9 protein-coding genes and 2 pseudogenes are annotated in these 13,586 nt (G+C 67.2%); 7 read left to right on the top strand and 4 right to left on the bottom strand.

What is annotated here, in order from left to right; genetic code table 11:
- The first annotated feature begins 42 nt into the window (after positions 1 to 42).
- The 3 genes from ACYJP6_RS02515 (at position 43) to ACYJP6_RS02505 (ending at position 3,532) form a co-directional block, all read left to right on the top strand.
- Positions 43 to 843, top strand: a complete 801-nt coding sequence (locus ACYJP6_RS02515; protein ID WP_459473082.1) for an SDR family oxidoreductase — start codon at positions 43 to 45, stop codon at positions 841 to 843.
- Between the two features lie 174 nt (positions 844 to 1,017).
- Positions 1,018 to 1,968 carry a sugar-binding transcriptional regulator gene (locus ACYJP6_RS02510; RefSeq protein WP_459473080.1) on the top strand — a complete coding sequence of 317 codons (951 nt, stop codon included), beginning with the start codon at positions 1,018 to 1,020 and terminating at the stop codon, positions 1,966 to 1,968.
- Positions 1,969 to 2,107: 139 nt separating this feature from the next.
- Complete coding sequence (locus ACYJP6_RS02505) at positions 2,108 to 3,532, top strand: MFS transporter (RefSeq protein WP_459473078.1); 1,425 nt, start codon at positions 2,108 to 2,110, stop codon at positions 3,530 to 3,532.
- Positions 3,533 to 3,543: 11 nt separating this feature from the next.
- On the opposite strand, the pseudogene ACYJP6_RS02500 reads toward ACYJP6_RS02505, so the two are convergent.
- The 3 genes and pseudogenes from ACYJP6_RS02500 to ACYJP6_RS02490 form a co-directional block, all read right to left on the bottom strand.
- Positions 3,544 to 4,140: pseudogene (locus ACYJP6_RS02500) on the bottom strand (methyl-accepting chemotaxis protein); the annotation flags it as partial.
- Between the two features lie 309 nt (positions 4,141 to 4,449).
- A pseudogene (locus ACYJP6_RS02495) lies at positions 4,450 to 5,211 on the bottom strand (MCP four helix bundle domain-containing protein); the annotation flags it as partial.
- Between the two features lie 61 nt (positions 5,212 to 5,272).
- A complete protein-coding gene (locus tag ACYJP6_RS02490; RefSeq protein WP_459473076.1) occupies positions 5,273 to 8,743 on the bottom strand; it encodes an acyl-[ACP]--phospholipid O-acyltransferase in 3,471 nt (1,156 codons plus the stop codon).
- A gap of 269 nt (positions 8,744 to 9,012) precedes the next feature.
- Here ACYJP6_RS02490 and ACYJP6_RS02485 point away from each other — a divergent pair, with 269 nt between their 5' ends.
- Positions 9,013 to 9,222, top strand: coding sequence for a cold-shock protein (locus ACYJP6_RS02485; protein WP_007160189.1), 210 nt, complete (start codon positions 9,013 to 9,015; stop codon positions 9,220 to 9,222).
- 421 nt (positions 9,223 to 9,643) lie between these two features.
- On the opposite strand, the gene pap is transcribed toward ACYJP6_RS02485, so the two are convergent.
- Positions 9,644 to 11,128 (bottom strand): polyphosphate:AMP phosphotransferase, encoded by a 1,485-nt coding sequence (gene pap / locus ACYJP6_RS02480; RefSeq protein ID WP_459473074.1) that lies wholly within the window; start codon positions 11,126 to 11,128, stop codon positions 9,644 to 9,646.
- 198 nt (positions 11,129 to 11,326) lie between these two features.
- Between pap and ACYJP6_RS02475 the strand changes: the two genes are divergently transcribed.
- From ACYJP6_RS02475 to ACYJP6_RS02465, 3 genes are all read left to right on the top strand, one after another.
- The gene (locus ACYJP6_RS02475) at positions 11,327 to 12,292 is read left to right on the top strand and encodes a CHAD domain-containing protein (protein WP_459473072.1); all 966 of its coding nucleotides are present in this window, start codon (positions 11,327 to 11,329) and stop codon (positions 12,290 to 12,292) included.
- A gap of 74 nt (positions 12,293 to 12,366) precedes the next feature.
- On the top strand, positions 12,367 to 12,630 hold the full coding sequence (locus ACYJP6_RS02470; protein ID WP_459473070.1) for a PepSY domain-containing protein: 264 nt from the start codon (positions 12,367 to 12,369) through the stop codon (positions 12,628 to 12,630).
- A gap of 114 nt (positions 12,631 to 12,744) precedes the next feature.
- Positions 12,745 to 13,584 (top strand): STAS domain-containing protein, encoded by an 840-nt coding sequence (locus ACYJP6_RS02465; RefSeq protein WP_459473068.1) that lies wholly within the window; start codon positions 12,745 to 12,747, stop codon positions 13,582 to 13,584.
- Positions 13,585 to 13,586 lie beyond the last annotated feature (2 nt).

Genomic DNA, 13,586 nt, shown 5'->3' with positions numbered 1-13,586 from the left:
ATCACGCACATCGGGTCGCCCATCGTTCTAAGGGGGTTTCACGTGGAACGTCGCTTCGCAGGTCAAACCGTGGTCATCACCGGCGGCTGCCGGGGTATCGGCGAGGGCATCGCCGAGCGCTTCGGGCGCGAGGGCGCCAACCTGGTGCTGGTGTCCAATGCCGAGCGGGTGCACGAGACCGCCGCCCGGCTGGCCGCCAATACCGGTGCCGACATCCTGCCGCTGGTGGTGGATATCACCGACGAGGCAGCGGTCGCCGATCTCTATGCCCAGGCCGAGGCGCGCTTCGGCAGCGTCGACGTCTCGGTGCAGAACGCCGGCGTCATCACCATCGATGCCTTCGACCAGATGCCACGCGCCGACTTCGATCGCATCCTGCAGGTCAATACCACCGGCGTCTGGCTGTGCTGCCGCGAGGCAGCCAAGCGCATGGTCGCCGCCGGGCGTGGTGGGCGCCTGATCAACACCAGCTCCGGCCAGGGTCGCCAGGGCTTCATCTACACGCCGCACTATGCGGCGAGCAAGATGGGCGTCATCGGCATCACCCAGAGCCTGGCCCACGAGCTAGCGCGCCATGGCATCACGGTCAACGCCTTCTGCCCGGGCATCATCGAGAGCGAGATGTGGGACTACAACGACCGGGTCTGGGGCGAGATACTCTCCACCCCCGAGAAGCGCTATGGCCAGGGTGAACTGATGGCCGAGTGGGTCGGCAACATCCCCATGAAGCGCGCCGGCACCCCGGCCGACGTCGCCGGCCTGGTGGCCTTCCTCGCCTCCGCGGACGCGGCCTACATCACCGGCCAGGCGATCAATGTGGACGGCGGCCTGATCATGTCCTGATCGGCATTGGCAGTGCCAAGGGCGCAAAAGCCTTGGCGCTGAGGGGAAGGCTGAGCAAAAATAGCGGGAAAATGCGCCTTTCTAACAGGTACGTGCGTGCTTTTCGGTAGTTCGTCGCGGTCAGGCCGCGCGGCGACCCTGGGCCCGACGTATCCGCTGGTACCGGGAATCTGGATGAGTAACCTCGAAGAACAACGCCTGCTGACCAAGATCGCCTCGCTCTACTATGAGGAAGGGCTCAAGCAGTCGCAGATCTCCGCCCAGCTCGACCTGTCCCAATCCTTCGTCAGCCGCGCCCTGAGCCGCGCGCTCAAGGACGGCATCGTGCGCATCTCGGTGCAGCGGCCACGCAATTTCCACCTGGAGCTGGAGCGCCAGCTGCAGCAGCGCTACGGCATTCGCCAAGCCATCGTGGTGGAGCCCACCGGCGGCGACGAAGAAGCCATCAAGCAGGCCATCGGCTCGGCCGCCGCCCACTACCTGGAAACCAGCGTTACCGAGCGCGACCACATCGGCATCTCCTCCTGGAGCTCCACCATCCGCGCCATGGTCGGCCACATGCACCGTGGCAGCAGTCGCCAGGGGGCGACGGAAGTGGTGCAGCTGCTCGGCGGGGTCGGCAACAAGGGGGCCTTCGAGGCTACCCTGCTGACCCAGCAACTGGCCAACCTGCTCGGCTGCCCGGCCTACCTGCTGCCCTCCCAGAGCATCGAGCAATCGCCCGAGAGTCGCCAGCGCATCCTGCAGCTGGACGAGGTCCGCGAGGTCACCGAGCGCTTCGCCCGGCTGACCGTGGCCCTGGTCGGCATCGGCGAGCTGGAGCCCTCGCAACTGTTGCGCAACAGCGGCAACTACCATGGCGAAGCCATGCTGGAGGTGCTCGCCGCCCGCGGCGCCGTGGGCGACATCTGCCTGAGGTACTTCGACGCCCAGGGCCGCCCGGTGCTGGACGAGAGCGAAGAGACCGTGGTCTCGGTGGACCTGCCGCAACTGCTCAAGATCGATCGCGTCGTCGGTCTCGCCGGTGGTCTGCGCAAGGTCAACGCCATTCGTGGCGCCTTGCAGGGCGGCTATCTGGATGTACTGGTCGTCGATCTGCGCACGGCGCTGGCGCTGATACCCTGATCCGCGCAATCAGCTACCAAGCCAAGGCCTGCAGACGCTGGATCCTGCCGCGCAGAAGCCAAAACAGGGAAATATTTGGCAACATCCACCGGGACCCGAGTCGTAAGCTGTAGGACGACCGTTCCCTGGAAAGCGTCCCATGACCTCCGCTCCACCAGCGTCTTCCGACACTCCCGCCCTGCCCGCTTCCCCACGCGCCGCCGCCCTGTCGGCGCGGCTCGATCGCCTGCCGGCCACGCGCAGCCTGTGGCGCCTGGTAGCCCTACTGTCCATCGGCGGCTTCTTCGAACTCTACGATCTGTTCCAGACCGCCTACATCAGTCCCGGACTGCTGCGCGATGGGCTGTTCCAGACCGGCGCAGCGGGTGTCTTCGGGGTCTCCGACCAGGCGGCCTTCGCCGCGGCCACCTTTCTCGGGCTGTTCGTCGGCGCCAGCGTGCTGAGCCCCTTCGCCGACCGCTACGGACGCCGGGCGGTGTTCACCTGGGCGCTGATCGGCTACACCCTGGCGACCCTGGCCATGGGCCTGCAGACCACGGCGCTGGGGCTGATCGCCCTGAGGTTCGTGGTGGGCATCGGCCTGGGACTGGAGCTGGTCACCATCGATGCCTATCTGTCGGAACTGGTGCCCAAGGCCATGCGCACCTCGGCCTTCGCCTTCGCCTTCTTCATCCAGTTCCTCTCGGTACCGGCGGTGGCCTTGATGTCCTGGTGGCTGGTGCCCCAGGCCCCCCTGGGCGTCTCCGGCTGGCGCTGGGTGGTGCTGTCCAGCGCCCTGTTCGCCCTGTTCATCTGGTGGTTGCGCCAGCGCCTGCCCGAGTCGCCGCGCTGGCTGGCGCAACAGGGTCGGCTGGACGAAGCCGAGCGCGGCGTGGAGCGTCTGGAGGCAGCCTGCCGCGCCGATAGCGGCCAGCCGCTGCCCGCGCCCCAGGAGACGCCGCTGGAACGCCCGGTGGCCGCCGGCTTCGCCGCACTCTGGCGACCGCCCTACCGGCGACGGGTCCTGATGCTGATCGTCTTCAACCTGTTCCAGGCCATCGGCTTCTTCGGCTTCGGCAACTGGCTGCCGGCGCTGCTCTCCGGGCAGGGCGTGAGCCTGACCCACAGCCTGGGCTACGCCTTCGTCATCACCCTCGCCTATCCGCTGGGCCCGCTGTTGTTCGTGCGCGTGGCCAACCGATTCGAGAACAAGTGGCAGATCGTCGGTTCCGCCCTGGGTACCGTGGCGTTCGGCAGCCTCTTCGCCCTGCAGCAGGGCGCCGTGGGACTGATTCTCTGCGGCGTGGGCGTCACCTTCTGCAACGCCTGGCTGACCTTCGCCTTCCATTCCTACCAGGCCGAGCTGTTTCCCACCGCCATCCGCGCCCGGGCGGTGGGCTTCTGCTATTCCTTCAGCCGGCTATCCACGGTCTTCAGCAGCCTGCTGATCGGCGCCCTGCTGGAGCACCTGGGTACGCCCGGCGTGCTGGCGTTCATCGTCGCCAGCATGCTGATCGTGGTGCTGACCATCGGCCTGTTCGGTCCGCGCACCCGCAACCGGGCGCTGGAGGACATCGCCCGCTAGCCCGGCCGGGGTCACAGTCGGAACTGCTGCACCGCGCCGTTCAGGTCACCGGCGAGACGCGCCAGGTCGTTGCTGGCGGCGGCAGTCTGCCCGGCGCCCGCGGCGTTCTGGGTGGACAGGTCGCGGATGCTGGTGAGGTTGCGGTCCACCTCGCGGGCCACCTGGGCCTGCTCCTCGGTGGCGGCGGAAATGCTCAGGTTGCGCTCGGTGATCTGCACGATGTTGCGGCCGATCTCGGCCAGGGCCTCACCGGCGGCGGCGGCGACCTCCAGGCAGGCGCTGGCCTGCTGGTTGCTGGTGGCCATGGCGTTCACCGCCTTGCCCGCCCCGCCCTGGATGGCGCCGATCATGTCTTCGATCTCGCCGGTGGACTGCTGGGTGCGGGCGGCCAGGGCGCGCACCTCGTCGGCGACCACCGCGAAGCCGCGTCCCGCCTCGCCGGCGCGGGCGGCTTCGATGGCGGCGTTGAGCGCCAGCAGGTTGGTCTGCTCGGCGATGCCGCGGATGACGTCGAGCACACCGCTGATGCGCTGGACCTGCCCGGCCAGGCCGTCGATCTCGGTACCGCTGGTGGCCACCGCGGCGTGCAGCGCATGGATGGTCTGCAGGGTCTCCTCGACCCGGTGCTGGCCCAGGTCAGCCGAGACACGGCTGTCCTGGGCGGCGGCGCTGGCGGCGGCGGCGTTGCGGGCTACCTCCTCCACGGCGGCGGTCATCTGGTTGACCGCGGTGGCGGCCTGGGCCAGCTCGTCGTTCTGCCGCTGGATGCCACGCAGACCGCTGGCGGTCACCGTCGACAACTCCTCGGAGGTGGAGGCCAGGGTGTTGGAAGACAGGTTCAGCCGCTCCAGGGTGCCGCGCAGGTTGTCCTGCATGCGCGCCATGGCGGCCAGCAGGCGGCCGGGCTCGTCGCGGCCATCCTGTTCGACCGGACGGCTGAGATCGTTGCTGGCGATGCGCTCGGCCACCGCCAACGCCTTGGCCAGCGGCCCGGTGAGACTGCGGGTGAAGCGCCAGGCCAGCAACAGGGTGCCGGCCAGGGCCGCCAGCATGGCCACCACGGTGATGGTGATGGCAGTGCGGTAGCTGTCGGTGGACGCCGCGGCGAGGCGCACGACCTTGCCGTCGACCAGCGCGGCGAGCTCGGTGACGGTCGCGCTCAGGGCGTCGCCACTGCGGGCCATCTCGCCATCCTGGCCGGTGAGCTTGAGCAGCTCGGCGTCGTTCTGGTCGTCCAGTGCCTTCAGGTAACGCGCCTGGTTGTTCAGGTAGGTGGCCAGCTGGGCCGTCAGCCGCGCATAGGCTTCGCGCCCCTTATCGGTGATCAGCAGCGTCTCGAACTGGCGCACGTGCTTTTCCAGGGTGGCCTTGCCCTCGTCGAGGCTCTTGTGCACGGCCTGGGTCTCGGCATTGGAGGAGGCCAGCATCAGGCCCTGGTTGTGCATGCGCAGGCTCAGCAGGTCGGCGCGGATCTGGCCGATAGTCTGCACGCTCGGAATCACGTTGCCGATGATCTGCTCTTCGCTCTCCTTGATGATGCGATTCTGGCCGAGGGAGAACAGGCCGAGCCCTATGACCAGCAGGGCGAAGAAGCCAAAGGCGACCAGCGCGCGGGGGGCGATGTTGAGAGAGCGTAGCTTCACCGGGGGACACCTCGAAAAGATGGATAGCCCCCTCATGATCGGCAGGACCGCGCCAGGCTTTAGAGCTCTTCCGACGACAGTCCTGTGATCTATTGCCTCAGCTAGACACCTCCTCCGCCAGTTGCTCCTGCGCCAGCCGCTTCGCACCGGCCACGTCCGCCTTGCCGGTGCCCAGTTTCGGCAAGACGTCCACCGCCAGCCAGGCGGAGGGCAACAGCAATCCGCCCACCCCCTGGGCCAGCAGCGTCTTCTCCACCGCCGTGCTGTCCAGCGTGCCGGTGTGCAGCACCACGATGCGCTCGCCCTTCCTTGCATCCGGCAGGTTGACCGCCAGCACCTCGATCTCCGGATCGGTCACCGCCCGTCCCAGGGCCTGCTCCACGGCGCCCAGGCTGACCATCTCGCCGCCGATCTTGGCGAAGCGCGAATAGCGGTCGACGATGGTGAGGAAGCCGTCCTCGTCCAGGCGACCCTGGTCGCCGGTCACGTACCAGCGTTCGCCCTCGATTTCGCGGATGGCCTTGGCGGTGCGCTCGGGATCGTTCAGGTAGCCCTGCATCAGCTGCGGCCCGCCGATCAGCACCATGCCCGCCTCACCGCTGGGCAGTTCGACGAAGCTTTGCGGATCGACGATCTTGAAGCCGGTCCCCGGCAACGGCATGCCCACGGTGCCCAGCTTGCCGCCGCGCTGCACCTGCAGGTAATTGACATCCAGGGCGTCCGGCAGGTTAACCGAGGCCACCGGCGCGGTCTCGGTGGCGCCATAGCCCTCGTAGATGTCCTGGTTGAACTTGAGCTTGAAGGCCTCGCGCACCGTCGGGTCGAGACGCTCGGCGCCGGCCACCACGATACGCAGGCTTTCCAGCATCAGCGGATGCACCTTGGCGTTGCGCACGAACAGGCGCAGGAAGGTCGAGGTGCCACAGAGCACCGTGGCGCGATGGGTGGCCACCGCCTTGGCGATGCCGGCCACGTCGGTCGGATCGGCCTGGCAGGCCACCGGCAGGCCCTCGATCAGCGGCAGGAACTGGGTGACGGTGAGGCCGAAGGCGTGGAACAGCGGCAACGAGGCCATGAAGACATCGTCGTCCTGGGTGTTGAGCACGTCCGAGGTCTGCTTGAGATTGGCCATGATGTTGCGATGGCTGAGCATCACCCCCTTGGGCGTGCCCTCGCTGCCACTGGAGAACAGGATGGCAGCGGTGGCCTCGGGATCATGTGCGCGACTCACCAGCACCTGCAGCATGGCGGTGGGCAGCAGCCGCACCGCCAGCCAGGTGGCGATCAACTCGGCCTTGCCGATGCCAGCGCGGAGCGCCTCCAGATCCACCACCTCGCGTCCGGCGAGCAGCTCGTCCACCGGCAGGCCGCGTTTGCGCAGGCGCTCGAGAAAGCGGCTGGAAGTGTAGACGGTGCGGATCCCCGCCTGGTCCAGCCCCGAGCGCAGCGCCTCGGGGGTCGCGGTGTAGTTGAGATTGACCAGCGTCTTGCCGGCCAGCAGCACCGCCATGTTGGCCAGCATGCCGCCGCTGCTGGTGGGCAGCAGCAAGCCGAGATTGGCCTCGGGACATCGACGCATGCGCCGCGCCAGGCAGGCGGCGCCGGTGAGTGCCTGGGCGGCCTTGAGCGGCGCGCCGAGGTCGTCCATCAGCGCCAGGCCACCGGGCCGCCGCTTGACGCTGGCGACCCAGGCGTCGGCCAGGGACGGCAAGCTCTGCATGTAGCGCTGCCAGGAGCGGATCGACAACTCGAAGATGCGCCGCTTGAGCACATCAGCCGGGGTGTCCTTGGCCAGCGCCTTGCCGAAGGCCACCACCACCTCGCGGTGCAGCGGACTGTCGCGCAGCTCCTTGAGCTTGCTGGAGGAGCGCGAGAACTGGCTGCCCCAGAGCCCACGCAGGTAGAAGGGCACGATCCGCACCTCGGGACCGACCTGCTCGCAGGCCTTTTCGTAGCCGCGCCGGAATTCGCCGAGCTGGCCGGTGCGGCTGATCGCCCCTTCCGGGAACAGGCAGACCACCTCGCCGGCGCGCAGCAAGGCGGCCACCTGCTCCAGCGCCGCCCCGGCGCCACTGCCCTGGGCGATGGGCAGGCAGCCCATGGCCTTGAGGAAGGGCGTCAGGTACCAGCGCTCGTAGATCGATCGGAGCATCACGAAGCGCACCGGCCGCGGGCTGGCGATCTGCACCATGGCCCAGTCGACCCAGCTGATATGGTTGCCCAGCAGCAGGACGCCGCCCTGGGCCGGCAGGTTCTGCAGGCCTTGGACCTGGATGCGGTAGTGGCGGGTGACCATCAGCCCCAGCAGGAAGCGCACCAGGCTCTGCGGCAGCTTCCACACCGTGTAGGCGCCACCGACCAGCGCCACGGCGGCGATCAACAGCAGCAGCCAGCGGCTGTCCAGGCCGAGCAGGGCGATCACCGCGGTGAGCACCAGGAAGCTCAGCATGGCGACGTTCTGCACCCAGTTGTTGGCGGCCAGCACGGTACCCAGCTGGTCCTCGCGGGCATGGAACTGGATCAGCGCATTGAGCGGCACGATGAACAGGCCGCCCATCAGGCCGATGAAGATGAAATTGAGCGCGTGCATCCAGGCCGCGCTGGGCGCCGGCAGCCACCAGAGCCCCAGGGCGATGCCCAGGGCGCCCACCGGGATCAGCCCGGTCTCGATGCGTCCGCGGGATGCGCGGCTGGCCAGCGCCGAGCCGAGGGCGATGCCGATCCCGGCACAGGCCAGGATGCCCTGCAGCAGCAAGACGTTGTCGATGCCCAGGTGGTCCTTGGCATAGGCCGGAAAGCTCGCCAGCAGCACCTGGCCCACCGACCAGAACACCGCGAGGCCAACGATCGACAACCGGATCACCGGATTCGCGCCGATCACCGCCAGGTTGTCCCGGGCGCTGCGCAGCCGCACATAGGCCTGCCAGTCGAAGGGGACCTGCGCCCTCGGTTCCTCGAGCAGCGGCAGCCGATAGAGCAGCGCCACCTCGGCCAGGCTGCAGAGCACCAGCAGCCAACCCAGCGGGGCGATGTCCTGCAGGATGGCGTGGGGCGTGGCCTGGCCCTCGCCCAGGTGCAGCTGGAAGAAGGCGGTGAACACCACGGTGCCGGCGAGGATGGCGATGATGGAATTGGCCTGCACCAGGCCATTGCCCTCGGCCAGCCGCTGCTTGCCGAACAGCGCCTTGATGTAGCCGTACTTGGCCGGCGAGTAGAAGGTCGCCTGGATGGCCAAAAGCAGCGTCATGGCGAAGGCCAGCTCGAACCAGCCGGCGTAGTAGGCCAGGGTGATGCCGAGGGTGATGGCGACCGCCGCCCAGCCACCGAGGCGCAGCACCCGGACCTTGGCGAAGCGATCGGCCACGTGGCCGGAAGGACTGAACAGCAGGATGAAGGGCAGCAGCATCAGGCCGTTGACCAGCGCGGTCAGCACCACCTGGGTGGTGCCGTCGTAGACCTTGAACACGGTGTTCTGGATGACGATCTTGTGACCGAGATCGACGAAGGCGTTGAGAAACACGGCGATCAGGTAGGGCCAGGCCCCCTTGATCCGGTGCAGCTTGTCCATGCGGAGTCTCTTTCGAGCAGGGGAATCCGTAGCCTGAGTGAGACGCCCGGGCAGCGCAAGCCGTGGCCGCCGATCAGCAAATATGCAAATCAGGGCTATACAAGCGCGCGAAAGCGCGTATGGTGTAGGCACTGCTACTGCAATAGTTACTCGATACCTGCTTGATGTTGCTTCATTTTCATCTCCTGGCTCGTCTCACTCTCGCATTACAGTCCCGTTCGCGAATGTCTCGCTGACGTGGTTGTTCCCCCTACATCCTGGAGATACTCATGTCCAATCGTGAAAATGGCACCGTCAAGTGGTTCAACGATGAGAAAGGCTACGGCTTCATCACCCCGGAAAGCGGCGCCGACCTGTTCGTGCACTACCGCTCCATCGAAAGCGCCGGCTTCAAGAGCCTGAGCGAAGGCCAGAAGGTCACTTTCGTGGCTGTCAAAGGCCAGAAGGGTATGCAAGCTGACCAGGTTCAAGTCGTCTAACGACTGATCCGGTTGCAGAAAGGCCCCGCTTCGGCGGGGCTTTTTCGTTTCTGGGGTTTGGGTTTTGCGGAATGGCTCATCGCTCCGCCACAAGGACGATAGCTGCTCAAACCACCTGAAGTCTCAGGCGCGCCCAATGCCCCTTCCAGCAGGGCGAACGCAATCGTTGCGTAAGGGGTCGAGCGGCATGGATGCCGCGAGAGCCGCGAGGGCCATGGAAGGCCCTTCGCGGCGGGCCCCTGGAGCGACGATGGAGAGAGCGGACCCCGGCGCAGCCGGGGCCGGATGGAGGGGCAAGCGTTTTTGCTTACTTTTGTCCGGGGCGCGCAGCCGCGATTGAAAAAAGTGAGTCGCTCGGCGGGGCGAAACCGGGGTGTCCACAAAGCACGACAGTGAGCTGAGCGGCCGCTCCTAGCCCAAATCACCCCTTGTCGTACGCCCGCTCCAACGCCTCATTGAGCGTTCGCAACACCTTCACCCGCGCGAATCTCTTGTCGTTGGCCTCCACCAGCGTCCAGGGCGCGATGGCCGTGCTGGTCTGCACCACCATGTCGTTCACCGCCTGGCTGTAGAGCTCCCACTTGTCGCGGTTGCGCCAGTCGTCCTCGGTGATCTTGAATCTCTTGAAGGGCGTTTCCTCCCGGGCCTTGAACCGCTCCAGCTGGGTGTCCTGGTCGATGGCCAGCCAGAACTTGGCCAGCACGATGCCGGCGTCGCTGAGCTGCTCCTCGAATTCGTTGATCTCGCCGTAGGCGCGTTGCCAGTCGGCCACCGGCGTCAGTTCCTCCACCCGCTCCACTAGCACCCGGCCGTACCAGGAGCGGTCGAAGATGGTGAAGTCGCCCTGCCGCGGGATATGCCGCCAGAAGCGCCAGAGATAGGGCTGGGCCAGTTCCTCGTCACTGGGCGCGGCGACCGGGACGATGCGGTACTGCCGCGGGTCCAGGGCGCCGGTGACGCGGCGGATGGCGCTGCCCTTGCCGGCGGCGTCGTTGCCCTCGAAGGCCGCCACCAGGGCATGGCGGCGATACTTCTTGTCGCGCAACAGGCGGGCCAGGCGCGCCTGTTCGCGGAGCAACTGGTCCTCGTAGTCGCCCTTGTCCAGGCGCTGGCCCAGGTCCAGGGCTTCCAGCACGCCACGGCCATCCACCGGCGACGAGAGGACGGCGGCGGCCTTGCGCTGCTTGCGCGGCTTGCTGGCCAGGGCACGCTGCAGCGCCTTGAGCAGCACGGTACCCACGGTCAGGCTACGAAAGCGCTCGTCGAAGCCGGGTACCACGTGCCAGGGGGCGTAGTCGTGATGGGTCCGCCGTACCACCCGCTCGCCCTGCTTGACGAAGCGGTCGTAGACCTTGGCCTGGCGCCAGTCCAGCGGACTGAGCTGCCAACCCAGGCGTGGATCGTTCTTGAGGTGCTTCAGGCGCTGCTTGAGCTGGTCCTTGGACAGATGGAACCAGAACTTGAGGATCAGCGCGCCCTCGTCGGCGAGCATGCGCTCGAAGCGCTCGGCCTGGTCGATGGCCGCGTCCAGCTCGACCCGGGAGAGTTCCTTGTTGACCCTGCCGTGCAGCATCTGGCTGTACCAGTTGCCGAAGAAGACACCGATCCGGCCCTTGCCCGGCAGGCGTTGCCAGTAGCGCCAGGCGGGCGGATGCAGACGTTCCTCGGCGGTGGGCTGCAGGAAGGTCTCGACGCGGATGAGCCGCGGATCCATCCATTCGTTGAGCAGCTTCACCGTCTCGCCCTTGCCGGCGCCCTCGATGCCATTGATCAGCACGATTACCGGGAAACGGCCCTGCGCCTTGAGTTCGTACTGGGCGGCCAGCAAGGCCTCGCGCAGCTTGGGCAGCTTGGCGTCGTAGGTGGCCTCGTCGAGCAGGTGTTCGTTCTCGGCGGCTTCGAACATCCGGATCTCCTCATGCAGGTGGTCGGGCCACTATAGCCCTTCTGACCGGCCGAGCGGCAGGCGGTGCCCGGCGCGAATTTCCATGACGGCAATATGACGATTAAATGAAATTTGGCATCAACCGCTGTCGTAGCGGTCTTCCCACCGTTACGCTCCCGCGCAATGCGGGTCTGCAGTCCACCTATTGAGGAGAGTTCGATGGCCTTTCGTTTCGATGCGCGGCAACCGGCTGACGAAGAAGTCCGCCGAGTGGTGACGGATCGTCTGGTCCAGGCTGAAGCGTCCCTGGCGAGCGGTACCCCCAAGGGCGTGCACGAGACGCGCAAGCGCCTCAAGGAGTTGCGCGCCCTGCTGCGGCTGCTGCACGGCGCCCTGGGCAAGCGTGCCTTCGCCAGTCGCAATCGGCGCCTGCGCGACCTTGGCCGCGAGCTGTCCTCGCTGCGCGACAGCGCCGCCCTGGTGGAGAGCTGGGACAAGCTGGGCGAATCCGACCGCAAGCGCTTCGCCTCGCCGGCCATGAAGCGCGTGCGCCAGCGGCTGCAGGAGCGCGCCGACCAGCAGACCGCCGCGGCCAGTGGCCATCCTGAATTGCTCGAGGAGCTGGCCAGCCTGCGCGCGGACGTGGCTGGCTGGAAACTCGCCGGGCAGGGTTTCGCCCTCTTCGCCCGCGGCCTGGAAGACAACTACAAGGCCGGGCGCCAGGCGCTCAAGACCGCCCGCGACAAGCCCACCGACGATACCCTGCACGACTGGCGCAAGCGGGTGAAGGACCACTGGTATCACACCCAGCTGCTGGCCGCGGCCTGGCCGGCGGAATTCAAGCAGCGCCAGAAGAGCCTCAAGCGCCTGGCGGAATACCTGGGCGACGATCACGACCTGGCGGTGATGCAGCAGCTGCTGGCGGACGAGCCGGCGCTGTTCGGCGCCAGCAATACCCGCCTGGCCATCGGCGAAAGCCTGGCCCAGCAGCGCGAGCGCCTGCAGCTCAAGGCCTTCGCCCTGGGCCTGCGCCTCTACCTCGACAAGCCCACCGCCCTCGCCGAGCGCTGGCGGGACCTCTGGCGCCTGGCCAGCCGGCCCTATGTGCCGCGCAAGGCCAAGGCCAAGGGCAAGCCGGCGCCCGCCGGGCTGCTGCCCCACCTGGTCGAGGACACGCCGGCCTGATCCCGGGCGAAGCGGGATTTGTCGCGCGTGGTGGTGGTCCAACCCAGGATCCACCACCACGACGAGGTCTCGCGATGAAAGCCACCCTGCTCGCTTCCCTGTTTGCCTGTTCCGTCCTGGCCAGCACCGCCGCCCTGGCCGACCAGCCCGGTGCCGACTGGATGCCGATGAACGACGTCAAGGCCAAGCTCATGGAGCAGGGCTATACCTCGATCAGCAAGATCGAAGCCGATGATGGCCAGTGGGAAGGCGAAGGCATGAAGAAGGACGGCATGAAGTACGACTTCCATGCCGACGCCAAGACCGGCAAGATCACCAAGGAAAAGATGGACATGTGATCACCAGTCGACCGCGCTGTCCCGGCGGGTCGCTGCTGACATCCTCCCTCCCGGTCAGCCCCTCCGTCAGGTCGGCCCGTTCTGGGCCGACCTCGCCGTCATCTAGGAAACCCAATGTACAGTACCGCCCTGGTCGAGTTGCTACGTACCCACGAGCGCACCCTGCTCGACGCCTGGATCGGCGCCCAGCGCGCCGCCGGCATGCGCATCGACCTGCTCGACGAAACCACCATCCTGGCCAATTCCGCCGAGTTGCTGCGGCGCATCACCGTGGCCATCGCCCAGGGCCTGGGCGACCTGCACGAGCCGCACTGGCAGCCGGTGCGGGCGCTGCTGGAGCGCTTCTCCTTCGACCAGAGCCGCGTGGGCCTGACGCCCTCGCAGACGGCGACCTTCGTCTTCTCGCTCAAGGAGCCGCTGTTCACCCTGATCCAGAACGAATGCGACGACCCCCTCGCCGAGATCTGGGCCGCGACCCGGCTGATCGACGGCCTCGGCCTGTACAGCATGGAAAGCTACATGACCGGCCGCGAGACGGTGATCCGCGAGCAGCAGGAAAGCATGCTGGAACTCTCCACCCCGGTGGTGGAGCTGTGGGACGGCATCCTCGCCATCCCGCTGATCGGCGCGCTGGACAGCAACCGCACCCAGGTGGTGATGGAGTCGCTGCTGGAGAAGATCGTCCAGACCGAGTCGGACATCGCCATCATCGACATCACCGGCGTGCCCACCGTGGACACCATGGTCGCCCAGCACCTGCTCAAGACCGTGACCGCCGCGCGGCTCATGGGGGCCCAGTGCATCATCAGCGGTATCCGTCCGCAGATCGCCGCCACCATCGTCCACCTGGGCGTGGAACTCGGCGACGTCATCACCAAGGCCTCCCTGGCCGACGCCTTCCGCCTGGCACTGCGCGAGCAGGGTGTGCGCCTGGCCGCCCCGACCAAGCGCTGAGG

This window comes from Pseudomonas sp. No.117, from assembly GCF_054558395.1.
Note: the sequence above shows the minus strand (reverse complement) of the source record. Positions and strands in the feature narration are given on the sequence as shown.

What these genes read in the sequence shown, in the direction of transcription:
- ACYJP6_RS02510 (WP_459473080.1), top strand. Translation starts at nt 1,018, where the DNA reads ATGAGTAACCTCGAAGAACAACGCCTGCTGACCAAGATCGCCTCGCTC.
- ACYJP6_RS02505 (WP_459473078.1), top strand. Translation starts at nt 2,108, where the DNA reads ATGACCTCCGCTCCACCAGCGTCTTCCGACACTCCCGCCCTGCCCGCT.
- ACYJP6_RS02490 (WP_459473076.1), bottom strand. Translation starts at nt 8,743, where the DNA reads ATGGACAAGCTGCACCGGATCAAGGGGGCCTGGCCCTACCTGATCGCC.
- ACYJP6_RS02485 (WP_007160189.1), top strand. Translation starts at nt 9,013, where the DNA reads ATGTCCAATCGTGAAAATGGCACCGTCAAGTGGTTCAACGATGAGAAA.
- pap (WP_459473074.1), bottom strand. Translation starts at nt 11,128, where the DNA reads ATGTTCGAAGCCGCCGAGAACGAACACCTGCTCGACGAGGCCACCTAC.
- ACYJP6_RS02475 (WP_459473072.1), top strand. Translation starts at nt 11,327, where the DNA reads ATGGCCTTTCGTTTCGATGCGCGGCAACCGGCTGACGAAGAAGTCCGC.
- ACYJP6_RS02470 (WP_459473070.1), top strand. Translation starts at nt 12,367, where the DNA reads ATGAAAGCCACCCTGCTCGCTTCCCTGTTTGCCTGTTCCGTCCTGGCC.
- ACYJP6_RS02465 (WP_459473068.1), top strand. Translation starts at nt 12,745, where the DNA reads ATGTACAGTACCGCCCTGGTCGAGTTGCTACGTACCCACGAGCGCACC.